Annotated in this window: 19 protein-coding genes; 9 read left to right on the forward strand and 10 right to left on the reverse strand. The window is 69.9% G+C overall.

Annotated elements, in window-relative coordinates; all coding sequences use genetic code 11:
* Positions 1-11 precede the first annotated feature (11 nt).
* Positions 12-1916 carry a methyl-accepting chemotaxis protein gene (locus Q8Q77_RS14755; RefSeq protein WP_305584376.1) on the reverse strand — a complete coding sequence of 635 codons (1905 nt, stop codon included), beginning with the start codon at positions 1914-1916 and terminating at the stop codon, positions 12-14.
* Between the two features lie 576 nt (positions 1917-2492).
* Here Q8Q77_RS14755 and Q8Q77_RS14760 point away from each other — a divergent pair.
* Together Q8Q77_RS14760 and Q8Q77_RS14765 are read left to right on the forward strand one after the other, a co-directional pair.
* Positions 2493-3686 (forward strand): acyl-CoA dehydrogenase family protein, encoded by a 1194-nt coding sequence (locus Q8Q77_RS14760; protein ID WP_305584377.1) that lies wholly within the window; start codon positions 2493-2495, stop codon positions 3684-3686.
* Positions 3687-3689: 3 nt separating this feature from the next.
* Positions 3690-4769, forward strand: coding sequence for an acyl-CoA dehydrogenase family protein (locus tag Q8Q77_RS14765; RefSeq protein ID WP_305584378.1), 1080 nt, complete (start codon positions 3690-3692; stop codon positions 4767-4769).
* On the opposite strand, the gene Q8Q77_RS14770 is transcribed toward Q8Q77_RS14765, so the two are convergent.
* Entirely contained in the window at positions 4766-5068 is a 303-nt protein-coding gene (locus Q8Q77_RS14770) for a GNAT family N-acetyltransferase (RefSeq protein ID WP_305584379.1), read from the reverse strand. The genes Q8Q77_RS14765 and Q8Q77_RS14770 overlap by 4 nt on opposite strands.
* 208 nt (positions 5069-5276) lie before the next feature.
* On the opposite strand from Q8Q77_RS14770, the gene Q8Q77_RS14775 reads away from it, so the two are divergent.
* Positions 5277-6845: a carboxylesterase/lipase family protein gene (locus tag Q8Q77_RS14775; protein ID WP_305584381.1), complete on the forward strand. Its 1569-nt coding sequence runs from the start codon at positions 5277-5279 to the stop codon at positions 6843-6845.
* A gap of 12 nt (positions 6846-6857) precedes the next feature.
* Here the strand turns inward: Q8Q77_RS14775 and Q8Q77_RS14780 are convergent, their stop codons facing one another.
* A complete protein-coding gene (locus Q8Q77_RS14780; protein ID WP_305584382.1) occupies positions 6858-7370 on the reverse strand; it encodes a hypothetical protein in 513 nt (170 codons plus the stop codon).
* 147 nt (positions 7371-7517) lie between these two features.
* On the opposite strand from Q8Q77_RS14780, the gene Q8Q77_RS14785 reads away from it, so the two are divergent.
* Entirely contained in the window at positions 7518-8468 is a 951-nt protein-coding gene (locus Q8Q77_RS14785) for a nitronate monooxygenase family protein (RefSeq protein ID WP_305584383.1), read from the forward strand.
* Between the two features lie 265 nt (positions 8469-8733).
* Here the strand turns inward: Q8Q77_RS14785 and Q8Q77_RS14790 are convergent, their stop codons facing one another.
* The gene (locus Q8Q77_RS14790) at positions 8734-9150 is read right to left on the reverse strand and encodes a hypothetical protein (protein ID WP_305584384.1); all 417 of its coding nucleotides are present in this window, start codon (positions 9148-9150) and stop codon (positions 8734-8736) included.
* 80 nt (positions 9151-9230) lie between these two features.
* On the opposite strand from Q8Q77_RS14790, the gene Q8Q77_RS14795 reads away from it, so the two are divergent.
* Positions 9231-10229, forward strand: coding sequence for a YafY family protein (locus tag Q8Q77_RS14795; RefSeq protein ID WP_305584385.1), 999 nt, complete (start codon positions 9231-9233; stop codon positions 10227-10229).
* Between the two features lie 45 nt (positions 10230-10274).
* Positions 10275-12137: a hypothetical protein gene (locus Q8Q77_RS14800; protein ID WP_305584386.1), complete on the forward strand. Its 1863-nt coding sequence runs from the start codon at positions 10275-10277 to the stop codon at positions 12135-12137.
* A gap of 120 nt (positions 12138-12257) precedes the next feature.
* On the opposite strand, the gene Q8Q77_RS14805 is transcribed toward Q8Q77_RS14800, so the two are convergent.
* Entirely contained in the window at positions 12258-14495 is a 2238-nt protein-coding gene (locus Q8Q77_RS14805; protein WP_305584387.1) for a xanthine dehydrogenase family protein molybdopterin-binding subunit, read from the reverse strand.
* On the reverse strand, positions 14492-14956 hold the full coding sequence (locus tag Q8Q77_RS14810; RefSeq protein ID WP_305584388.1) for a (2Fe-2S)-binding protein: 465 nt from the start codon (positions 14954-14956) through the stop codon (positions 14492-14494). Before Q8Q77_RS14810 ends, Q8Q77_RS14805 begins: the two co-directional genes overlap by 4 nt.
* A 139-nt stretch (positions 14957-15095) precedes the next feature.
* Here Q8Q77_RS14810 and Q8Q77_RS14815 point away from each other — a divergent pair, with 139 nt between their 5' ends.
* Positions 15096-16841, forward strand: a complete 1746-nt coding sequence (locus tag Q8Q77_RS14815) for an amylo-alpha-1,6-glucosidase (RefSeq protein WP_305584389.1) — start codon at positions 15096-15098, stop codon at positions 16839-16841.
* Between the two features lie 11 nt (positions 16842-16852).
* Here the strand turns inward: Q8Q77_RS14815 and Q8Q77_RS14820 are convergent, their stop codons facing one another.
* The 4 genes from Q8Q77_RS14820 to Q8Q77_RS14835 all read right to left on the reverse strand — a co-directional run bounded on the left by Q8Q77_RS14820 (position 16853) and on the right by Q8Q77_RS14835 (position 21273).
* On the reverse strand, positions 16853-17551 hold the full coding sequence (locus tag Q8Q77_RS14820) for a GNAT family N-acetyltransferase (protein WP_305584390.1): 699 nt from the start codon (positions 17549-17551) through the stop codon (positions 16853-16855).
* Positions 17552-17579: 28 nt separating this feature from the next.
* A complete protein-coding gene (locus tag Q8Q77_RS14825; RefSeq protein WP_305584391.1) occupies positions 17580-18605 on the reverse strand; it encodes a serine hydrolase in 1026 nt (341 codons plus the stop codon).
* 31 nt (positions 18606-18636) lie between these two features.
* Positions 18637-19794 (reverse strand): MFS transporter, encoded by a 1158-nt coding sequence (locus tag Q8Q77_RS14830; protein WP_305584392.1) that lies wholly within the window; start codon positions 19792-19794, stop codon positions 18637-18639.
* Between the two features lie 87 nt (positions 19795-19881).
* A complete protein-coding gene (locus Q8Q77_RS14835) occupies positions 19882-21273 on the reverse strand; it encodes an L-serine ammonia-lyase (RefSeq protein WP_305584393.1) in 1392 nt (463 codons plus the stop codon).
* 149 nt (positions 21274-21422) lie between these two features.
* Here Q8Q77_RS14835 and Q8Q77_RS14840 point away from each other — a divergent pair, with 149 nt between their 5' ends.
* The gene (locus tag Q8Q77_RS14840; protein ID WP_305584394.1) at positions 21423-22622 is read left to right on the forward strand and encodes a DSD1 family PLP-dependent enzyme; all 1200 of its coding nucleotides are present in this window, start codon (positions 21423-21425) and stop codon (positions 22620-22622) included.
* A 63-nt stretch (positions 22623-22685) separates the two neighbouring features.
* A partial coding sequence (locus Q8Q77_RS14845) for a hypothetical protein (protein WP_305584398.1) occupies positions 22686-22771 on the forward strand: 86 nt, incomplete at its 3' end.

Genomic DNA, 22771 nt, shown 5'->3' on the forward strand with positions numbered 1-22771 from the left:
CGTGCGGCGACCTAGAATTCTTCCCAGCCATCGACGCTGGCCTCGACCCTGTGCGCCGCCGAACCCTGGCGGCTGGCGCGCCGCATCTGGGGAACGGGCGCATGGGCGCGGGGCGCGGCGGCTTGCGGCTGGCCGATTCGGAACCTGGCGATGGACCCCGCCAGGGCCTCGGCCTCGTTGGCGAGCGAGTGGCTGGCGGCGGTGGATTGTTCGACCATGGCCGCATTCTGCTGCGTAACCTGATCCATTTGGTTTACGGCGGTGTTGACCTGTTGCAGGCCCACGGCCTGTTCCTGGGCGCTGGCGGCGATCTCGGTGACCAGGCCGTCGATCTCGGCGACGCGGCCGACGATACGTTCCAGGGCCTGTCCGGTCTCGCCGACTAGGCGCACGCCCTGGCCGACCTGCTGGGTCGAGGCCGAGATCAAGGCCTTGATTTCCTTGGCGGCCTCGGCCGAGCGCTGGGCGAGGGCCCGGACCTCGGAGGCCACCACGGCGAAGCCCTTGCCGGCCTCGCCGGCGCGGGCGGCCTCGACCCCCGCGTTCAGCGCGAGCAGGTTGGTCTGGAAGGCGATCTCGTCGATCACCCCGATGATCTGACTGATCTGTTGGGCGGAGGTTTCGATCTCGCTCATCGCCGAGACGGCGTGGCGCACCACCTCGCCCGAGGTCTGGGCGTCGCCACGGGCGGCCAGGACCACGTCCGAGCACGATTTCGCGCCGCTGGCGGTCCTGCGCACCGTGGCGGTGATCTCGTCCAGGGCCGCGGCGGTCTCTTCCAGGCTCGCGGCCTGCTGTTCGGTGCGCCGCGACAGGTCGTCGGCGGCGGTGGAGATCTCGTCGGCGCCGGTACGGATGCCACCGACATTGGTCACGACCACCGTCATGGCGTCTTGAAGCTGGCCGATGGCGGCGTTGAAATCGCTCTGCAATTTGACGTAGTCGGCCGGGAAGGCGCCGCCGATGCGATAGGTCAGGTCGCCCTGGCTCAAGTGGTCCAGGCCGGCGGCGAGCGCGTCGACCACCTGGCCCTGCTGCTTGGCTGAGGCGGCGTTGGAGGCTTCGTGACGGCCCCGCTCGTTCTCGGCGGCCTTGCGTTCCTGGGCGGTCTGGCCCTCGAGCCGCAGCTTTTCCAGGCCCGCCGCCTTGAACACCGCCACGGCGTCGGCCATCTGGCCGACCTCATCCTGGCGACCGACGGCGGGAATGGCGGCGTCGAAGTCGCCTTGGGCCAGGCGGCGCATGGCCGCGGTCATGGCGTTCACCGGCTTGGCGATGGTGCGGGTCAGCAGCGAGCTCAAGGCCACAGCGATCAGCATCGCCATGGCCAGGCCCCCGGCCAGCCAGACAAAGGCGCTGCGGCTCGACTCGACCTGTTGTGTCTGCAGGGAGGTCATCTTGGCCACCTCGGCCTCGACCACCGCGTCCATGGCGTCCTCGGCCGGTGTGATCACCTTGTCGGCCAGGCCGTCGGGGCCGACCATATCGATGGCGCGGGGCAGGGTGGCAGGATCGGCGCTGAGCGCCATACCGGCGCGGACCACGTCGGTGAACCACTTGTCGGCGGCGACCTCGGCCTCATCGACCTTGGCGGCGAGCTCAGGAGAGTCGGCCAGCAGCGGCCGGGCCGCGGCCAGGCGCTTTTTGAAATTGGCCCGGTGCTTGTCGACACGCTCGGCGTAGTAGGGGTTCTTCGACAGCAGGTAGCCGCGATAGCTGTTCTCCTGACGGGTCAGGAAGAACTTCGCTTCGTTCATCGTGATGAGGGTCTCGTGGCCTTCCTGGGTCTCCAGGCGGGCGGCGTCGAGGGCGCGCAGGTTCATCAGCATCGCCCCGCCCATGCCGGCCATGGTCACGGCGACCGCGGCGAAACCGATCGTCAACTTGCAGGAGATCTTCAGATTGTTGAACGACACGGGTCTTCCTGGTTGTTCGGATTTCGGGTTGGCGCGCCGGGCCAAGCCCTGTCTCAGGGTCGGGGGTGATTCAGGATGCTATCGGTGGGGCGTTGGAGTCGGCCGCGGCTCCGAGAATCTTGTGTAGAGCTCTAACTTGCGCCTGCATTCGCCAGAATACTGTCAAGTCGACCCCCAAATACTTTGAGCGTACCTCGAAATCTTGAAGCGCGAGGCCCCCGCCCGCAGTTCATCGAGACATCACCACCTCCTTGGTTAACGGGCGCGGCTTGAAGAAATGGTTACCGGCCAGAAGGGCCCACGTTCCGCGAGACCCGAGATCGTCAACAAAAGCCGGTATTTGCCGGGGTCATGCGACAATCTGGCGCTAAGCCGCGGCGGAGGCGGACGGCGCTTAACTTCTACGGGCGCCAGTGCGCCGTTTCACAGTCTAGGGTGGTCGAGGCAAGATCAACGAACCGGTTCTTCCAATTCTGACTCGCCCGGGACGTCGGGTCTCCGCCTTCCGCGAGGTCACACTTGCTCCGGCGCGCGCGCGGTGCTGGCCTTAGGACCAGGATCGCCGCGGAGGACGCCATGGACCTGAAGCTGACGCCTGAGATGGAGGCCTTCCGCGACGAGGTGCGTGGCTTCCTGAGCGCCCACGCCGATCGCTACGCCCCGACCGCGGGCGCCGAGCGGCCCCGCGACGCGGCGCTGGAGTGGCAGTCCCTGCTGATCGAGCACGGCTACGCGGCCCGCACCATTCCGCGTGAGTACGGCGGCTATGGCGCGGAGCCCGACATCCTGAAGTCCCGGATCATCGCCGAGGAGTTCACCGCCGCCGGCGCCCCGCGCGGTTTCGCCAACCAGGGCATCTCCATGCTGGTCCCGACCCTGCTGGAGGTGGGCTCGGAGGAGCAGAAGACCCGCTGGATCGGGCCGACGCTGCGAGGCGAGGTGGTGTGGTGCCAGGGCTATTCCGAGCCCGGCGCGGGCTCCGACCTCGCCAGCCTGCAGACCAAGGCGACGGAGGACGGCGACGACTTTTTGATCTCGGGGTCAAAAATATGGACGAGCACGGCGGCCCAGGCCGACATGATCTTCTGCCTGGTGCGCACCGAGCCGCAGGCGCCCAAGCATGACGGCATCTCCTACATCCTGTTCTCGATGAAGGCGCCGGGGATCGAGGTGCGGCCTCTGAAGACCATGACCGGGTCGGCGGAGTTCAACGAGGTGTTCTTCACCGACGTCCGGGTTCCGCAGAGCGCCGTGGTCGGTGGACGGGGGCGGGGCTGGTTCGTGGCCAATGCGACGCTCAAGCACGAGCGGGGAATGCTGGGCGACCCCAACGCCACCGAGGCGCGGCTGCACTCGCTGATCGAGCTGATGAAGACCGAGACGGTCGACGGCCGGCGGCTGATCGACGACCCCGTGATGTGCGACCGGCTGATGCAGCTCCAGGCGCGGGCGATGTCCATGAAGTTCAACGGCTTGCGGCTGCTGACGTCGTCGATGACCGGTGAGCCGGCCGGCATGGCCGCCCTGGTGGTCAAGCTGCAGGGCTGTGAGCTGAACCACCAGATCGCCGCGCTCGCGATCGACGCCCTGGGCGAACTTGGGGTGCTCTATGAGGACGGACCGCACCTGCGGGCCAAGGGAAACTGGCAGCGCAGCTACATGTTCGACCTGGGCCTGATCATCGGCGGCGGCACCGCCCAGATCCAGAAGAACATCATCTCCGAACGCGGCCTCGGAATGCCGCGCGAACCCAAGCTGGCGAGCGTCTAGGTCATGGATTTCTCGATCACCCAAGACCAGAAGATGATGCAGGACAGCCTGTCGCGCACCCTGGCCGACAGTGTCCCCTTAGACCGGGTCCGCCGCTACGCCGGCGATCCGGCCGACGCGGGCGGCGATATCTGGGCGGCGATCGCCGACTTCGGCCTTGCCGGGGTGGTGACGCCCGATGCCCACGGCGGGCTCGGCATGTCGCTGCTGGACGCGGCGCTGGCGGCCCAGGCCCTGGGCCGCGCGGTGACGCCGGGACCGTTTCTGGGCGGGGTGACCGCGGCCATCGCGCTGAACGAGGCCGGGACAGCCGAGCAACAGGCGAAATGGTCGCCGAGGATCGCCACGGGCGAGACGACGGCGGGCCTGGCCATCTCCGAGCCGGTGGCCGGCGCGCGCGACGGGGCCGGGGTCGGCGCCGCCGGCGCCAAGCTCACCGGCAAGGCCCTGTTCGTCACCGACGCCCTGAGCGCCGACCTGTTCGTGGTCGCCGACCGGACGGGGAACCTGCACCTGGTCGCGGGCGACGCGGCGGGGCTGGGCCGCGCGCCGATGGCGAGCATCGACCAGACCCGCAGGCTGGGCGAGCTCACCTTCCACGAGACCCCGGCCGAGCCCCTGGGCGGACCGCAGACCCTGGCGCGGCTGCGCGACGCGGCCTGGGTGCTGCTGGCCGCCGACACCTTGGGCGCTTGCGAGGTGATGATCGAGAAGGCCGTCGACTACGCCAAGGAGCGCCGGCAGTTCGGCCGGGTGATCGGCTCGTTCCAGGCGGTGAAGCACCTCTGCGCCGAGATGGCCGCCGAGCTGGAGCCTTGCCGCGCCCTGGTCTGGTACGCCGCCTACGCCTTCGACGAGGCGCGCGACGAGTCGGCGCTGACCGCCGCCCACGCCAAGGCCCACACCTCGGAGATCGGCCGCTTCATCGCGCGCACCGCCACCGAGGTGCATGGCGGCATGGGGATCACCGACCTGCTGGGCCTGCACTTCTGGTTCAAGCGGGTGGGCCTCAACCGCCAGCTCCTGGGCGGTCCCGAGCGAGTGCGCCGCATCGCCGCCCAGATCCAGGGCCTGGCGGCCTAGGGGGTCAGTCCATCCCGCATGTCGGGGTGGACCAGCTCCAGGAGTTCCGGGCGCTTGGCGATGTAGGCGCGGAAGAAGCTGCAGGTCGGTTTGACCCAGAGCTTGTTCTCCCGCGCATAGGCCAGGCCCGCCTCCACCAGGCGCTTGCCGACGCCCTGGCCGGCGAAGGCGTCGGGGACGACCGTGTGCGGGAAGACGATGACGCCCGGCTCCAGGCGGTACTCCGCGAAGGCCACCTCGTCGCCCAGGCGGATCTCGAACTGCTTCTCCGTACGGACGACGTCGGGCAGGTCGGTCATGGGGCGCTCCTCGATCCTCTTCCTCACCCATTTATGGGGGAGGGGGACCATCCGCCAGGATGGTGGTGGGGGCGAGACTGGGCTCGGAGTTTGAGGCCGCCCCCTCCACCGCCTGTCGGCGGTCCCCCTCCCCCGTGAACGGGGGAGGAAGAGAGTGTCTTGTGACACCGGTATCAGGCGCTCTAGGGTGCGACTGGGAGGATCGGCCATGGACCATCTCAATCGGCGCGCCCTGTTGGCGACGGCCGGGCTGCTGCTGCCGGGCGGCGCGTTCGCGGCGGGCGCCTCGCCCACGGCGCGGACCACCCACGGGCCGGTGCGGGGCTATGCCGACGGGGCGATCAAGGTTTTCAAGGGCGTCCGCTACGGCGCCGACACCGGTCCCCGGCGCTTTCGGCCTCCAGCAGCGCCCGCGCCCTGGACCAAGACCCAGGAGGCCGTCGCCTATGGTCCGGCCTCGCCCCAGGCCGGCAAGGCCGACGAGGCGCAGAGCGAGGACTGCCTGTTCCTCAACGTCTGGACGCCGGGCGTGGCCGACGGCGCCAAGCGGCCGGTGATGGTCTATCTGCACGGCGGCGCCTATGCGTCGGGTTCGGGGAGCTCGCCGCTCTATGACGGCGCGCGGCTTTGCCGGCGCGGCGACGTGGTGGTGGTGACGATCAACCACCGGCTCAACGTGTTCGGCTACGGATTCCTGGCCAAGCTGGCGGGACCGGCCTTCGCCGATTCCGGAAACGCCGGGATGCTGGACATCGTCCTGGCCCTGCAGTGGGTGGCCGACAATATCGCTGGGTTCGGCGGCGATCCGGGCCGGGTGATGGTGTTCGGCCAGTCCGGCGGCGGCGCCAAGATCGCCACCATGATGGCCATGCCCGCGGCCAGGGGCCTATTCCACGCCGCGGCGACCATGAGCGGCCAGCAGGTGACGGCCTCCGGGCCGCTGCACGCCACGGAACGGATGACCCTGTTCCTGAAGACGCTCGGCCTGACGCCCGACCGCGCCGTCGAGGCCGCGACCCTGCCGCCCGCCCGGCTGGTCGAAGGTCTCGCCGCGGCCGATCCGTTCACGCCCGGCCGACTCTATTTCGGCCCGGTGCTGGACCAACGGAGCCTGGCGCGCCACCCGTTCTATCCGGACGCCCATCCGCAGGGACTGAAGATCCCGATGATCCTGGGCAACACCCATGATGAGACCCGCGCCTTCCTGGCGGGCTCCAAGCCCGATCCCTTCGTCATGCGCTGGGAGGAGGTGGCCGCCCGGATCGCGCCGGAGATGCGGGTCGACATCGATCCGGACCATGTGGTCGCGAGCTATCGCAGGCTCTATCCGGCCTATTCGCCCACCGACGTGTTCTTCGCCGCCACCACGGCGGGGCGGTCCTGGCGGGGCCAGGTGATCGAGGCCGAGGAACGGGCCCGGACCGGAGCGCCGGGATGGGTTTACCAGCTCGACCTGCGCACCAGCGAACAGGGCGGGCGGCTTGGCGCGCCGCACGCCGCCGACGTCGCGCTCGCCTTCGACAATCTGGGCGCGGCCGGTTCGCCCTACGCCGCGACCCCTGGCCATCAGAGGGTCGCCGACCAGATGAGCCAAGCTTTCATCGCCCTGGCGCGGACCGGCGATCCCAATACGGCGGCCCTTCCGCCCTGGCCGCGCTATGAGTTGGACCGGCGGGCGACCATGGTCTTCGACATGGAGACCAAGGTGGTGAACGACCCGCGCGGCGACGAACGGCGGCTGTTCGAGGCCGTGCCCTACATCCAGCCGGGGACGTAGCTCGCGGGGCTCCTAGCTCCTCCTCTCCACCCTCTCCCCTCGAGCGGGAAGAGGACGAAGCTGGGTGATCTGTTGTCGCCCGATGTTGGCAGGCGCCTCCACCTGCGGCAGCCGCAACACGTAGCCGTTCATCCCCAGGGCCTGGGCGGTCAGGCAGGCGGCGGCCGCGAAGGGCGGGCGCGGCTCGCCGGCCAGCAACCAGGCGAGGTGGGCTTCCAGCCGGGCGTAGTCCTCGGCCTGGGCGGCCGCGAAGAGGGCGAGGATCAGCTGCTCGTCGCGGGTGATGCGCAAGGAGCCCGGAGCCGCCAGGGTGATCTTGCGCCGGCCGGTCAGGGCCAGTTCGCGGACGAAGACGCCGAGCGCCGCCAGGGCCTGGGCGCCGGCCGGTCCACAGGCCTCGTCGAACTGCCGGTGGATCAGCCGGCAGTCCCGGGCGCCGATGGCCAGGGCCCGGAAGGCCCAGAGCAGCATGTGCTCGCCCTGGGTCAGGTCGTCGAGGCGGGCGGGGTTTTCAGGCTGGGGCATGGCGGTGTCCTCGGTTGGTCTCGACCGTATTGCTATTGATAATGACTCGCAACAAGACATTCAGCGCTGGCACGCGGAAGGCGGCTTGACGACGCCGGGGGTGATCGGCGCTAAATGATTTCAAACAACCGTTTGAGGACGCGTCCCATGATCAAGACCCGCATCACCGAGCTGCTGGGCGTGAAATATCCGATCATCCAGGCGCCCATGGGCTGGATCGCCCGGTCGCAACTGGCCTCGGCGGTGTCGAACGCCGGGGGCCTGGGGATCATCGAGACCTCGTCGGGCGAACTCGACGCCGTGCGCGAAGAGGTCAAGAAGATGCGCCAGCTCACCGACAAGCCGTTCGGGGTGAACATCGCCCAGGCCTATGTCCGGGACGCAGACATCGTCTCCTTCGTGGTCGACCAGGGGGTGAAGTTCGTCACCACCTCGGCCGGCGATCCCAACCGCTATTGCAGCCAGCTCAAGGAGGCGGGCCTGACCGTCTTCCACGTGGTGCCATCGCTGGCCGCGGCGCTGAAGGCCATCGACGCCGGGGTGGACGGCCTGGTGGTGGAGGGCGCCGAGGGCGGCGGCTTCAAGAATGCGCGCGACGTCTCCAGCATGGTGCTGCTGCCGCTGGTCTGTTCGAAGGTGGGCGTGCCGGTGATCGCCGCCGGCGGCATGGTCGACGGCCGCACGATGGCGGCGGCCTTCGCGCTCGGCGCCGAAGGCGTGCAGATGGGCACCCGGATGGTCTCGGCCGCCGAGAGCCCGGTGCATCAGAACTGGAAGGACGCCATCGTCGCGGCCAAGGAGACCGACACGGTGTTCCTCAACCGCTTCGGCCCCGGCGCGGCCCTGCGGGCGCTGCGCACCGAGCGGACCTCGCGCCTGGAGCGCGATCCGGGCGAGGCCGGCGTGATGTCGGAGTTCAAGAACACCCAGGCGCTCTATTTCGGCGGCGACATGGAGGCCTCGATCGCACTCTCGGGCCAGGTCGCGGGGCGGATCGACTCCGTGAAGCCGGTGGCCGAGGTGATCAAGGAGACCGTCGCCGAGTTCGAGGCGATCATGGCCGAGATGGCGGGGAAGTACGCGCCGGTGGGGGTCTAATCGCTCCTAGATCCTCCCCCAGCGCGCAGCGCGATTAGGGGCCCCGCCCTTCGCGAGGCGAAGGGCGTTCTTCGCGGCGATCGACAAATCGTTGTCGATCGCATCCGGCTCGCAAGCGCGAGCCGGCGCTCGTCACGGTGGCGCGTCGCCCTCTTCGGCGACGTATCGGAGGGGGATCAAGCCCACAAACAGAGTCAAAGTCCCCCTCAGTCCGCCATTCGGCGGACAGCTCCCCCAGAGGGGGAGCATCTGGGTCGTGTTCGCCCTAAGCCGCGGCAGACCGCAGGGCGTGTTCCGGTTCGAAGCTTTCCTCGTCCCACAGCGCGTCCAGGGCCGACCAGCGCTGGGCGGCGTCGCGCAGGCGGGCGTCGTCGCGGACATTGAGGACCTGGCCCTCCTGCTCGTCCCAGACCACGGTGAGGTCGGCCAGGCGATGGGCGCTCTCGTCCAGGCGGCCCTGCGCTTGAAGACGTTCGATCATCCCGGTGCTGATCCGCAGCTTCAGGCGACCGCCGGAGAGCCGGACGGCGACGTCTGCGTGCGTGATGACCTGGTCGATCATGGCCGGGCTGGCCGGCTGGGTCGGGCGCCGGGCGTCGAACAGGAACAGCGGCTCGGCATCGCGACCGGAAACGGGGCGGCGCGGAGCGGGGCGGAAGCGGGTCACGTTGCGGCTGGTCATCGAAGTCACCTTTCGTCTCGGCATGATCTTGATAGGATGTCGATGCGTCAGAAGCGGACGTAGTATTTCGGGAGCCGGCGATGCGGCATGAGAAGGCGGCGCGGTTGCTGGAACTGGCCCGGATGCTGGCCTCGTCGGCCGAGGGCCTGACCCTCGACGAGATGTCCGACCAGATGGGCGTGGGACGGCGCACGGCCGAGCGGATGCGCGACGCGCTGCGCGACGCCTTTCCCCAGCTCGAGGAAGTGGACGACCCGCCCACCAAGCGGTTCCGCATCCCATCGGGCCTGGACGGCATCTTCCAGGCGCCGACCGCCGATGAGTTCGCCGCGTTGCGGGCCGCGGCCGAGCAGTACCGGCAGGCGGGGTCGAAGACCCGGGCCGGGGCGTTGCTGTCTCTGGAGCAAAAGGTCCTCTCCGCGATCCGCGCGGGCGCGCGCCGTAAGCTCGCGCCGGACCTGGAGGCTCTCTTGGAGGCCGAGACCATGGCTATCCATGCCGGGCCTCGTCCCTTCGAGGACGAGATCGTGCTCGGCGCGGTGCGCGAAGCTATCAAGTCCTTGAGACGACTAAGGTTCCGCTACGCCGGCGGCTCGTCGCCGGGGCGGTTGCGGGAGGTGACGCCGTTCGGACTGATGTTCGGGCGCTCGAACTACCTGGTGGGGGCCGAGGGGGACTCAGTGGAGCCGCGCACCTGGCGGCTGGACCGGGTCCGCGAGATCGCGGTCAGCGAGGCGGCGGGCTCGCGGCCGCCCGAGTTCTCCCTTCGCGAGTTCATGAACCGCAGCTTCGGCATCTATCAGGACGAGGTGGAACAGGTGGAGCTGCGGGTGCTGCCGCACGGGGCCGAGGAGGCCCTGGGCTGGCGGTTCCACCCGACCCAGGCCCTGGAGCCCCTGGCCGACGGCGGGGTGATGGTGCGCTTCGTCGCGGGGGGCATGCGGGAGCTGGCCTGGCACCTTTTCACCTGGGGCGACAAGGTCGAGATCCTGGGGCCGGAGCGGTTGAGGGTCATGATGCGCGAGGAGCTGGCCGTGGCGATGCGGGCGCACGGCGCGCCCATTGGCGTCCTGACGTAGCGGGTCTAGGGTTCGCAACCGAACGTTGACACGCGGGGGGCGAACATGGCGGACGAGAGTGCTGCGAAACCTGTCCGGGCCAAGCCCGCCAGAGCCAAGCCGGCCAAGGCGGCCCCGGCCAAGATAGTCAAGGCTAAGCCGGCCGAGGGCGGACGAACGCCGTACGCGGCCGTCATCTATTTCCATGGCATCGGCGAACAGCGGCGGTTCGAGGAGACCGGGCGGCTGATCGACAAGATCGACGCCTTCCTCGGCGCGCAGCGGGCGCGGGGCGCCAAGCTGGGCAAGCTGGTGGGCATAGGAGCGGCGATCGAGCCGCTGCGGTCCGACCCGGCCCGGAGCATCTCCTATGTGGAGAGCCGCTATCTTCCGGACGCCGACCAGGACGCCAAGGCCAAGACGGTCCGCTATTACGAGGTCTACTGGGCGCCGGTGATGGCTGGGGAGAAGTCGCCCTGGCGCGTGCTGCGCTGGATGGGCCTGCAACAGCGCCGGCCGTTCCGCACCCTGGGATCGCCCTGGCGCGAGCGCCAGCGCCTGAGGCGCGCGGCCCTGGTCTCGCTGTTCGAGCGCGGCGCCAAGCTGCCGGCCGGGGTGCAGCCCGACGACCTGCCGCGCATGATCTCCCACTACACCGAATTCGAGGGCATGCCGGCCCAGCGCGCCTTTCCCAAGGGCGACTTCAAGGCGTTCATCGAATTCGTCCGGGAGCGGGAGGCCGGGGAGCCGGACGTGCTGGCGCGCCAGGAGATCCTGGCCGGCCGCTGGAAGCGCTTCTACCAGGGGGAGGAGTGGCGGAACGCCTTCGCGCTCACCACCCTGGCCATGACCCTGCTGCTGCTGGCCGGGGTGACCACCGGGGCGATCCTGTTCCTGCTGCGGCATGTGCAGGGAACCGACATCGGCAAGACCCTGCTGCAGAGCCTGAACCTGGCCGCGCCCACCATCGGCTCGGCCTTCAGCCTGGCCGCGTCGCTCTTTCTTCTGCTCGGCCTGGGCAAGTTCCTGACCGGCTATCTGGGCGACGTCGAGGCCTGGGCGACCTACACCGAGACCGACGAGAAGAACGAACGACGCACCCGCGTCCTGGATCGCAGCCGCGAGATGATCGAGCACGTGCTGGCCGATCCGAGATGCGATCGGGTCTGCATCGTCAGCCATAGCCTGGGCGCCAGCATCGCCCACGACGCCCTGCTCAATGTCGCCAGGCGCAACAGGGCCGAGAGCCCGGGCAATCCGGACAAGGGCCCGGTCGACATGGGGAAGATCGAGCATTTCGTGACGATGGGCAGCCCGATCGACAAGATCGAGTACTTCTTCGAGAGCTATCGCAGCACCTCGCATCGCTTCAAGCGGGTGGTGGAGGAGCTGCGCGGCGACATCGGGACCTATCCCTTCTGCATGAACCGCCACCCCCATATCCACTGGGTGAACTTCTGGGACGAGGGCGATCCGATCAGCGGGGCGCTGCAATCGCCCGCCAGCGCGACGCGGACCTCGCAGCAGGTCGACAACGTCCACGCGCCGGCCTTCCGCTTCCCAGCGCCCGGAGCCTCCCATTCGGGCTATTTCGACAATGGAACGGTGATCTCCAGCCTGTTCCAGATGATCTATCTGCGGGCCTTCAGCTTCGCGGCCCTGCCGTCACGGGTCGGCCAGCCCAAGGACTATGAGAGCGTCCTGCTCGGTCCCGGGGAGTCGACCGGCGCCGTGCGCGGCTTCGTGCTGCTGGCGGCGGCGACCCCGTGGCTGGCCCTGATCGGCTTCGCGCTCTGGGGCGTGTCGATGAAGTGGCCGCTGCCGCAGGCCGCCGTGATCGGTCCCTTCGCCCTATCGGGCCTGGCCGCCTTGACGCTTTGGCTCAGCCATCGGTCGAGCAAGCGCAAGGGGCATCGCTTCCCCTTCTAGGCCGCCCTAGACCATTTTCCGCCGAAGTGGACACCGGTTCGGCGAAGAAAATGGTCTAAATTCAAAGAGGCTTGAGCAAAATCCGATCCAATCGGATCGGATTTTGCTCTGGGACAGCGATCAGGCCTTCAGCGCCGCCAGGACCGCGTCCGGCCGGATCGGCAGGTGGCGGACGCGGGCGCCGACGGCGGCGAAGATGGCGTTGCCGATGGCGGGACCGACCACCGTGGTGGCGGGCTCGCCCAGGCCGACCGGCGGCTCGGGGCTCTCCACGAAATCGATGTGCAGTTCGGGCACGTCGGCCATCCGCAGCGGGGTATAGCTGTCCAGGTTGGTCTGCTCGATCTGGCCGTTGGTGAAGGTCGCGCCTTCGAACAGGGCCAGGCTCATGCCCCAGAGCGCCGCGCCCTCCATCTGCGCCAGCGCCCCGTCGGGATGGACGATGGCCCCGGCGTCGACCGCCAGGTGCAGGCTCTCGACCTTGACCTCGCCGCTCTTGCGGTCGACCCGCACGCGGGCGGCGCAGGCGATCCAGGTGGGCATGTCGCGTTCCTGGCCGAAGGTGGTGGCCAGGCCGACGCCGGTGTCCCTGGGCAGCTTGCCGCCGTAGCCGGCGTTCTTGGCGACGCGGGCCAGGACCGCGGCCTGGCGCTTGGCGCCGCCGACCGCACTGGGCGGCCCACCGGCGTTGCGGCCGGCGCCGTCCAGCAGCTTCAGCCGGAAGGCCAGGGGGTCGGCCTTTTGGGCGTGGGCGGCTTCGTCCATGAAGCTTTCCACCGCCCAATTGGTCCAGCCGGGGCCCACCGAGCGCAGCCAGCCGGGACGGAAGGCGGCGTTGGCCAGGTCGTTGGAGACCGCCCGCACCCGATGGGCGCCGACGGTGTACCAATGGTTGGCGCCATTGATCGCGAAGGGGTCGTAGGCCACGCCGTCGACGCCCTTGGGCATGAAGAAGGGGGCCATCACCAGGGTGGGCCAGCCCGCGCAGGCGTGGTGCTCCATGGCGGTCACCCGGCCGCCGTCGCCGAAGGCCATCCGCACCTTCTGAACGCTAGGCGAGCGGAAGGAGTCGAACAGGCTGTCGTCGGCGCGGGTGAAGACCAGCTTGACCGGCTTGCCGATCGCCTTGGAGGCCAGGGCCGCGGGCACCGCATAGTCGCCGTTCAGCCGCCGTCCGAAGCCGCCGCCCAGCAGGTAGGTGCGCATGACGATCTTGTCCTCGGGCCGGCCGAGCGCCTTGGCGAGGGTCGGCAGGGTCAGCGACTGCCACTGGGCGCCGGTGTGGATCTCGAAGACCCCGTCCTTCTCGAAGGCCAGCGCATTGAGCGGCTCCATCTGGAAATGGAGCGCGCTGGCGGTGGTGTAGGTCGCCTCCAGGGTCGACTTGGCGGACCCGAAGGCCCCGTCGACGCCGGCGTCGTTGAGCACCATGGCGCCAGCCTTGGGATCGGCGATGAGCTTGGCGGCGTGGGCCTGGAGGTCGGCCTCGGAGACCTTGGCCGTGTCGCCGTTGGTCCAGGTCACCTTGACCAGCTCGGCGGCGCGATCGGCGGCCACGAAGCTGTCGGCCAGCACCACCACCCAGCCGGGGATCGTGCCGGAGGGGTCGTCGAGCACCAGGCTGCGCTGGTAGCCGGGCACCGCCTTGGCGGCGCTGTCGTCCACCGAGACCACCTTGGACTGGTTGCGGGTCGGCGGGATCTTCGGCCGCGCGTAGACCATGCCGGGGACGGTGGCGTCGAGGCCGTAGAGGCCCTTGCCGTTGGTCTTGTCGGGGATGTCGCGGGCCTGGGTCTCGCGGCCGATCAGCCGCCGCTCGGAGGGCGGCTTGATCGGCATGGCCTTCAGTTCGGCCTCGGTGAAGGACGCCTTCAGCCCGCCCTTGGCGACGATGTCGCCATAGGAGACCGACTTGCCGCCGGCGCTGACCATGCCCTTGCGGGCGACGCAGGTCTTGGGGTCGGCGCCCAGCAGCTTGGCGCCGGCCTCGATGAGGGCGATGCGGCCGGCCGCGCCGGCCTGGCTCATCAGGGGATAGCTCTGCCAGACCGACCAGGACCCGCCGGTGACCATATAGCCCCACTTGGGGTCGCTATCGACGCTGACGATCCGCACCTTGTCCCAGTCGGCCTCGAGCTCGTCGGCCACGATGCGGGCGATGGCGGTGCCCACATGCTGGCCCATCTCGGCGCGGATGACATTGACGGTGACGATCCCCTGGCGGTCGATCGAGTACCAGACGGTCGGCTCGAAGCCGGCCTCGGCGGCGGCTCCGGGCGCGACGAAGCCGAACATGGCGCCGGCGGCGGTGGCGGCGATCATGAAGCCGCGGCGGGAGGGGGCGAAGAGCTTGTTCATGCGCGGGCTCCCGGCTTGGCGGCGGCCAGCTTGATGGCCTTCTTGATGCGCACATAGGCCATGCAGCGGCACAGGTTGCCGTTCATGGCCGCGTCGATCTCGGCGTCGGTCGGGTGCGGCGTGGCGGCCAGCAGGGCGGCGGCCCGCATGATCTGGCCCGACTGGCAGTAGCCACACTGCGGCGCCTGCGCCGCGATCCAGGCGGTCTGCAGCGGGTGGGCTCCCTTGGGATCGAGGCCCTCGATGGTGACGACCTTGGCGCCGGCCACCGCGCTGACCGGCGTGATGCAGGACGGGACGACCTGGCCGTCGACATGGACCATGCAGGCCCCGCAGGCGCCGATCCCGCAACCGAACTTCGTGCCCTTGAGGCCCAGGTCGTCGCGGATCGCCCACAGTAGGGGCGCGTCCTCCGGGCCCGAACTCGTGACCGTCCGGCCGTTGAGCTGGAACGTCGCCATGGTCGCACTCCCCCTGGTTCCTTGTCCGCAGGCTGCGCCCTTTTTCGAACGCCTGTCCAGACGCATCGGCGGAGCTTTCGCGCCTATTCCCGCGTTGCGCCGATGCGCCTAAACCTGGACTCCAGACAGGAGCGAGACCGTGCCCGAGCCGATCCTGAAGGCCCGCGAAGACGGGTTGGTCGAGAGCGACCACGCGGTGACCCTGCCGATCATGGCGCCGCGCCTGCAGGGCGAGCTGCATGCCGAGGGCTGGGCCGATCTGGCGCTGTGGGGCGAGGGCGACCTGGGGCGGCTGCGGTTCTCCGGCCTCGATGGGCCCTACGTCTATTTCCCCAACGGCCTCAGCGCTCCGGGCGGCGGGGTGTTCGCCGCCCAGGAGGCGCCGGTAATGGTGATCCGCGGCGCGACCTATCGCGGATTCGCCCCGGCCCGGCGCTGCGCCAGCTGGGACCGCAGCACCCATCCCAAGGCCCGCGTCCGGCGCGAGAAGGCCCGGCGACGGATCGACCTGCAATGGGGCGTAGTGCTGATCGAACAGCGGGGCGAGGACCTGGTGGTCGCGGCCGGGGCGGACCTGGCCGAGGCCGACCGCGCCCTGCACTTCTCCGTCGACACCATCGTGGGCGAGGCCCAGGCCTACGCCGCCCATTGCGACCTGATGCCGGAGGCCGATCCGGTGATGCGCGGCATGGTTGTGCAGGGGGTCCACGCCGGGCTCTCCAGCGTCCGCCGCGACGAGCGCGGACGCTTCGACGGCCTGGCGGCGGGACTGCATTATTCGGCGCCGGCGCGGACCTATTACCGCGACGGCTACTGGACCCTGCAACTGCTGCTGGGGCTGGCGCCGAGCATCGTCCACGAGGAGATCGAGATCCTCGCCTCGGGCCTGCAGCCGGACGGCGAGGCGCCGTCGGGCGTGATCGTCTCGGGCCCCGAGCAGGCGCGGGCCTGGGAGGAGCTGCGCACCACGGCCTTCGGCATGGACTGGATCCACATCCGCTCGATCGACTGGTGGAGCGACCATTTCGACAGCCCGCTCTTCTTCGTGCTGGCGATCGGCGACTATGTGCGCACCACCGGCGACCTGGAGCCGGCCGAACGGCACTGGCCGCTGGTGAAGGCGGTGTTCGACCGCTATCGCGGCCTCACCGAAATGGGCCTGCCGGTGAAGCCGCGCCACGAGCGCGACTGGGCCGACAATGTCTATCGCGGCGGGTTCGTGGCCTATGACCTGGGGCTCTGGGTCGGGGCGCTGGACGTGATCTCCAAGCTGGGCGCCAAGCTCGATCCCCCCTTCGGCGCCGCCGCCAAGGCCCTGGCGGCCGAGACCCGCGCAGCCATCGAGACCCAGCTCTGGCGGCCCGATGGTTGGTATGCGGACTATCACGCGCCCGAGGGGCTGGCCGAGGTGGAGCCGGCGCTGGAGGACCACCTGACGCTCGATAGCCTGACCCTGCTGCGCTATGACGCCGTGTCGGAGGACCGCGCGCTCCAGGTGCTGCAGGCGGTGCGCGACCGGCTGGAGACCCGCCACAACACCGACCAGTCCTTCGGCGACTGGGGCATGATGTGCGTCTACCCGCCGTTCAAGCACCGGGCCGACACGCGGTCCAAGTCCGCCTTCGCCTTCCGCTACCACAACGGCTCGGACTGGCCCTGGATGGACGGGCTCTATGCCGAGGAGCGGCTGCGCCGGGGCCTGCCCGGGTGGCGCTATCCGCTGGTCCGCTGGTGGGAGGTCTGCCTGGAAAAGGGTTGGCTGGGGGCGGTGGAGTATTTCTCACCGCCCTGGGGCCGGGGCTCGCTGCTGCAAGGCTGGTCGGGACTGCCCGCAGCGGTGGCCCTGAAGCACCGCGAGACGGTTCTGGCTGGTGATCCCGACTAGGGAGACCGGCCTCACGTCACGTGGAGATCGACGCCGACCAACCGGAGACCCAGCCGATAGGCGACCCGCTGGGACGCCAGGTTGTCCCACGAGGTGCTGTAGAACGGCGTCGCTCCAAGGTCCCGCACCGCCCCGACCCAGGCGCCCACCACCGCCACGGCGTGACCGCGGCGGCGATGATCGGGATGGGTCTCAACCCCCGCGCAATGGACCGCGTCGGATATGCGGACACTGGCGCAGATGGCCACCGCCTGGCCTGCATCGACCTGGGCGAGGAAGGGGCGGCGGTGGGGAACATCGGGCAGCCAGTCCTTAAAGGTCTCGCGCAAGAGACCGGCATTGTGCTCATCGATGGTCACCGCCGCGCCATCTGCCGGCGGCTCGGCGTCGGCCAGGTAGGCCGGACCCGACCAGACACGCTCCACGGAAGCGTGCTCGGCCAGGACTTCGAGATAACGGTCGTGCAGGGCCGAAAGGCGGTCGAGCGCTTGGGCGTCGCGCTCCTGCGCGGCTAGATCCAGCAGCCGTCGGACCAAGTCGTCGGGGAGGCCGTGCCGGAAGCGCGCGATCGGGCCGCGCGCGGTGCGCATCAGGTGGAAGCGCGGCGCGGTCCGGCTGTCCCATTCATTCGAGCCCACCATTCGGCCTTCGCCGTCGGTGCGGTAGAGCGTGTCCATCCGCTGAGCGAACAGGCGCGCGTCGCCGCTCATGGTTTGAAGCCGGAGGTGCGGCCCGGGGTCAGCGGAAGCAAGCGACCGCCTCTCCGACCCAGGCCTTCAGCACGTCCTTCTTGGCGAGCGGCGTGGCGCCGTGCCGGACCAGGATCAGGTCGAGGTCTGGAACCAGCACGATGTACTGGCCGTCATAGCCGTTGGCCGAGAACGAGCCGGGGCCGGCGACGTCCAGCCACCAGTGGGCGCCATAGCGGTTCTCCTCGCCCGGTTGCTGGAAGGTGGGCGTGCGGGCGTAGTCCACCCAGTCGCGCGACAGGAGCTGGCGGCCGTCCCATTCGCCGCCGCGCAGATAGAGCAGGCCGAAGCGGGCGAAGTCGCGGGCGGTGGCGAAGCAGTAGGATGAACCGATGAAGGTCCCCGACCCGTCAAACTTGGGGACCGGGCTCTTCATCCCCAGCGGATCGAACAGCGCTTGGCGCATGAAGGCGTGGAAGGCCTCACCGGTGGCGCCGACCGCGCGAGCGGCGATCCTCGAGACGATGTTGGTCGTGCCGCTGGCGTAGGACCACCAGGTCCCCGGCGCGTGCTCCAGCGGCATGGCGGCGGCGAAATGGGCCATGTCGGGCCGGCCGCTACGTTGGAGCATCTCGATCACGTCGGAGGGATGCTCGGGCACGTAGTCCTCGACGAACCTCAGGCCGCTCGACATACGCAGGAGCTGGTCCAGGGTGACGGCGCCGCGCGGATCGCCGGGCTCGCGCCACTCGGGGACGTCGGCGGGGGCGTGGATGTCGATCAGACCCTCGCCCACCAGCACGCCGACCAGGGCCTGGGTGATGCTCTTGGCCATCGACCAGGACGGATAGGTGTGGTCGGGGCCGTGGGCCCGGCCGTAGCGCTCGAAGATCAGCCGTCCACCCTGGACGATGGCCAGGGCGTGGGTCTGCCCCATCTCGTCGGTCTCGAAGGCGCGGGCCAGCTGGGCGTCGAACCGCGCCTGGTCGAGGCCGGCGGGCAGCTCGCCCAGGGGCCAGGCCTCCGTCGGCCAGGCAACGTCGGCGGGCTGGGCGGGGAGGGGCATGAGGCTCATGGCGCCAGACTGGCCCCTGGCCGCGCGCTTGTCATCTAGGCCGCGTCCGGCCGGCGGTGAGGAACCAGAAGACCGCGCCGCCGACCGCCAGGACCATGGCCGAGGTGGTGAGCGCCGGGCCGCCGAAATGGGTGAGCATCAGGCCGCCATTGGCGCCGCCCAGCGCCTGGCCGAAGGAGACGGCCGAACCGTTGATCGCCAGGGCGAGGACCGCGGCGGTGGGCAGGGCTTCGACAAGCCGGCTCTGCAGCACCGGCACGATCGCGAACAGCGAGGTCGCGGTGACCAGGATGGCCAGGCAGACCATCGCATTGGTGGCGAGCCCCGGCGGGGCGCCGCCCGAGAGCTCGAGAGTGTGGAGGCCGGCGCCGCAGGCCAGGGTGAGGAAGGCCAAGCCCACCGACAGACCGCCGGCGCCGCGGTCGGCGCTGCGGCCGCCCAGCCACAGGCCCAGGAAGCTGCCCACGCCGAGCATCAGCTGGAAGGCCCCGACGCCGGCGCCCGTGACCCCGGTCTGCAGGCGGATGATCGGCGCCAGATAGGTGTTGATGGTCATGTTGGCGCCGAAGGCCAGGAAGGAGGCCGTCCAGAGCGGCAGGGCCGTGGCGATGTCGAGCTTGCCGCCCTTGATGGGCGCCGGCGGCACCACACTGGGCGTGAACAGGGCCACGGCCGCGAAGGCGATGAGCGAGAGGAGGGCTGACAGCAGGAAGGTGGAGCGCCAGCCGAAGGCCGCGCCGACCACGCTGCCCATGGGGATTCCCAGAAGGAAGGCGATGGTCATGCCGCCGGTGACGATGGCCATGGCCGATCCCCGCTTCTCCGGGGGCGCCATGCTTGCGGCCATGGTCGCGGCGCCGGGACCCGCCAGGGCCGCGATCCCGCCCAGGACGGCGCGCACGCCGAGGAGCTGGCCGAAGCTCTGGGAAAGGTAGCAGGCCAGGCTGAAGGCGATGGAGGCGGCCAGCGCCAGCAACAAGATCGCCTTGCGCTCGCGACGGCCAAGCAGCATCGCCAGCGGCGGCCCGGCCAGGGCCGCGGTCAGGACATAGATCGTCTGCAGCTGTCCGACCGTGCCGGTGGTGACGCCCAGGTCGGCGGCCATGGGTTCCAGCACGCCGGCGAATATGAAGGCGCTTGATCCGAAGGAGAATGTTGAAAGGGCCAGAACAAATACACGTGGGTCCATGGCGCGAACTTCGACGCCAAACCGGCAGGAGTCGACAGAGTTCTTCTGTCCGCCACGTCAGGGAAACGGGCCGGCCTCAGGTCGCGATCAACACTCGACGAGGTTGACGGCGAGGCCGCCCAGCGAGGTCTCCTTGTAGATCTCGCTCATGTCCTGGCCGGTCCGCTTCATGGTGGCGATCACCTTGTCCAGCGAGACGGTGTGCTGGCCGTCGCCCAGCAGCGCCAGGCGCGAGGCGTCGATGGCCTTCACCGCCCCCATGGCGTTGCGCTCGATGCAGGGGATCTGGACCAGGCCGCCGATGGGATCGCAGGTGAGGCCCAGATTGTGCTCCATACCGATCTCGGCGGCGTTCTCGATCTGCGCGTTGGAACCGCCTAGGGCCGCCGTCAGACCCGCGGCGGCCATGGAGCAGGCGACGCCCACCTCGCCCTGGCAGCCGACCTCGGCGCCGGAGATCGAGGCGTTCTGCTTGTAGAGCGCGCCGATCGCCGCGGCGGTGAGCAGGAAAGTGCGGCGGCCCTCGACGGAGCCGCGATAGAAGCGGTCGTAGTAGCGCAGCACCGCCGGCAGCAGCCCGGCCGCGCCGTTGGTGGGGGCGGTGACCACGCGCCCGCCCGAGGCGTTCTCCTCGTTGACGGCCAGCGCCCAGAGATTGACCCAGTCCAGCGCAGCCAGCGGGTCGGAGATGTTGCGCTCCACCTTGGCCATCAGGTCGTTGCGGATCTGGCTGGCGCGGCGGCGGACCTTCAGGCCGCCAGGCAGGCAGCCCTCCTGGCGCATGCCGCGCTCAATGCAGGCCTCCATGGCGTTGAAGATGGCGTCGAGGCCGTCATTGACCTCGGTGGGCGGGCGCACGGCCGTCTCGTTGGCGAACATCAGCTCGGCGATGGTCAGGCCGGCGCGCTCCGCCTGCTCCAGCAGTTCGGCTCCGGAGCCGAAGGGATAGGGCACGGGGACGGCGCGGGCCGGCGGCCCGTTGGCCGCGATCTCGTCCTCGTCCAGTACGAAGCCGCCGCCGATGGAGAAGTAGGTGCGCTCGAGGCTCAGGGCGCCGTCGGCGGCGAAGGCGCGGAAGGCCACGGCGTTCGGATGCTGCGGCAGGCGCGTGCGGCCGGCCCAGACCAGGTCGCGGGCCTCGTCGAAGCTGATCTCGGGGCCAATCTCGGGACCGATCTCGCCCAGCTTGAGGCGGCCGGTGGTGCGGATGGTCTCCAGGGCCGCGTCGGCGGCGTCGGGATCGATGGTGGCGGGATGGAACCCGACCAGGCCCAGGATGACCGCCCGGTCGGTGGCGTGGCCTTTGCCGGTCAGGGCCAGGGAGGCGTAGAGCGTGACCTCCATCCGCGCGACGCTGGCGAGCAGGCTCTGCTCCGCCAGCCGCGTCATGAACCTCGCCCCGGCGGTCATGGGCCCCATGGTGTGGGAGCTGGACGGGCCCACGCCCAGCTTGAACAGGTCGAACGCGCTGGTTGTCATGGGCGGTGTTGGTACGTCATCGCGCGAACCGCGCCAAGGCGATGCAGGAAAAGCCTTCCCCAAGGGAAGGTGGGCGAGAAGGCTTGATCGCCGATGGTTTTTCGCGCCCCTATGAAGGTCCTTCGCACAGGTTCCAGGACTTCCGCCGCATGACCGACCGCCCCGGCCCGCCCGTCGCGTTCCGCCCGCCCATGACCCCCGCCCTGGTGGTCCGCCACGCGGCCCTGGAGCAGAACCTGGCGGCCATGCAGGCCCTGTGCGACGCCGCCGGCGTCAAGCTTCGGGCGCACGGCAAGATGCACAAGTGCTCGACCCTCGGCCGCCGCCAGGTGGAGCTGGGCGCGGTCGGCCTGTGTTGCCAGACGGTGGGGGAGGCCGAGGTCTATGCGGCCGCCGGGATCGAAGATCTGCTGGTCACCTCGCCCCCGGCGCCCTGGGGCGCGGCGCGGATCGCCGCCCTCGCCAAGGCCGGGACGAAGATCGCCGTGGTGGCCGACGATGTGGGCCAGATCGACCGGCTGTCGGCCGCCGCGACAGCGGCGGACACCATCGTAGGGCTGGTCATCGACATCGACCTCGGCACTCACCGAACCGGGGTTCCGCCCGAGGAGGTCCTGGCGCTGGCCCGTCACGCCAACGCCGCGCCGGGTCTGCTCTATCGCGGCGTCCAGGCCTATCTCGGCCATCTGCAGCACCTCGCCGATCTCGACCAGCGCCGCGCGGCCTGCGAGGCGACACGCCAGCGGCTGGGCGGGCTGGTGGGCGAACTCACCGAGGCGGGCCTGGCCCCGGAACTCGTCACCGGCGGCGGCACCGGCACCTATGCCGTCGACCTGGCCTCGGGCGTGTTCAACGAGCTCCAGGCCGGCTCCTACGCCTTCATGGACGTGGAGTACGAGGATTGCCCCTCGCCGGACGGCGGGGCCTGGGCCTTCGCGCCCTCGCTGTTCCTGGCGGCCAGCGTAGTCTCGGCGCGGCACAAGACCCACGTGGTCTGCGACGCGGGTCTGAAGGCCCACTCCGTGGACGGACCGCCGGCGCGGATCGCGGCCGGCGCGCCTCTGGGCGCCCGCTGGCGGCCCATGGGCGACGAGCACGGGGCGATCTTCCATCCGGCCCTGACCCAGGCGCTGAAGGCCGGCGGCGACTTCGACCGGTCCGTCGCGGCGATCGACGCCGACGCGAGCCTGGCCTGGCCGCCCGACGCGCCGCGTGTCGGCGACCTGGTCTGGCTGCAGCCCGGCCACATCGACCCGACCGTCAATCTGCACGACGCGCTCTACGTGGTCGACGAGCTGGGCGGGGTCGAGGTCTGGCCGGTGGACGCGCGCCGCACCGCGCAGGTCTAGGGGCTTGCCCGAAGCGCCGGCCTGCCCTTTTGTGCGCCGACGCCGAACACCTACGAGGACACCATGAAGACCCGCGCCGCCGTCGCCTTCGAGGCCAAGAAACCGCTCGAGATCGTCGAGGTGGACCTGGAGGGGCCCAAGGCCTTCGA

This window comes from Phenylobacterium sp., assembly GCF_030698145.1.
Lineage (GTDB): Bacteria > Pseudomonadota > Alphaproteobacteria > Caulobacterales > Caulobacteraceae > Phenylobacterium.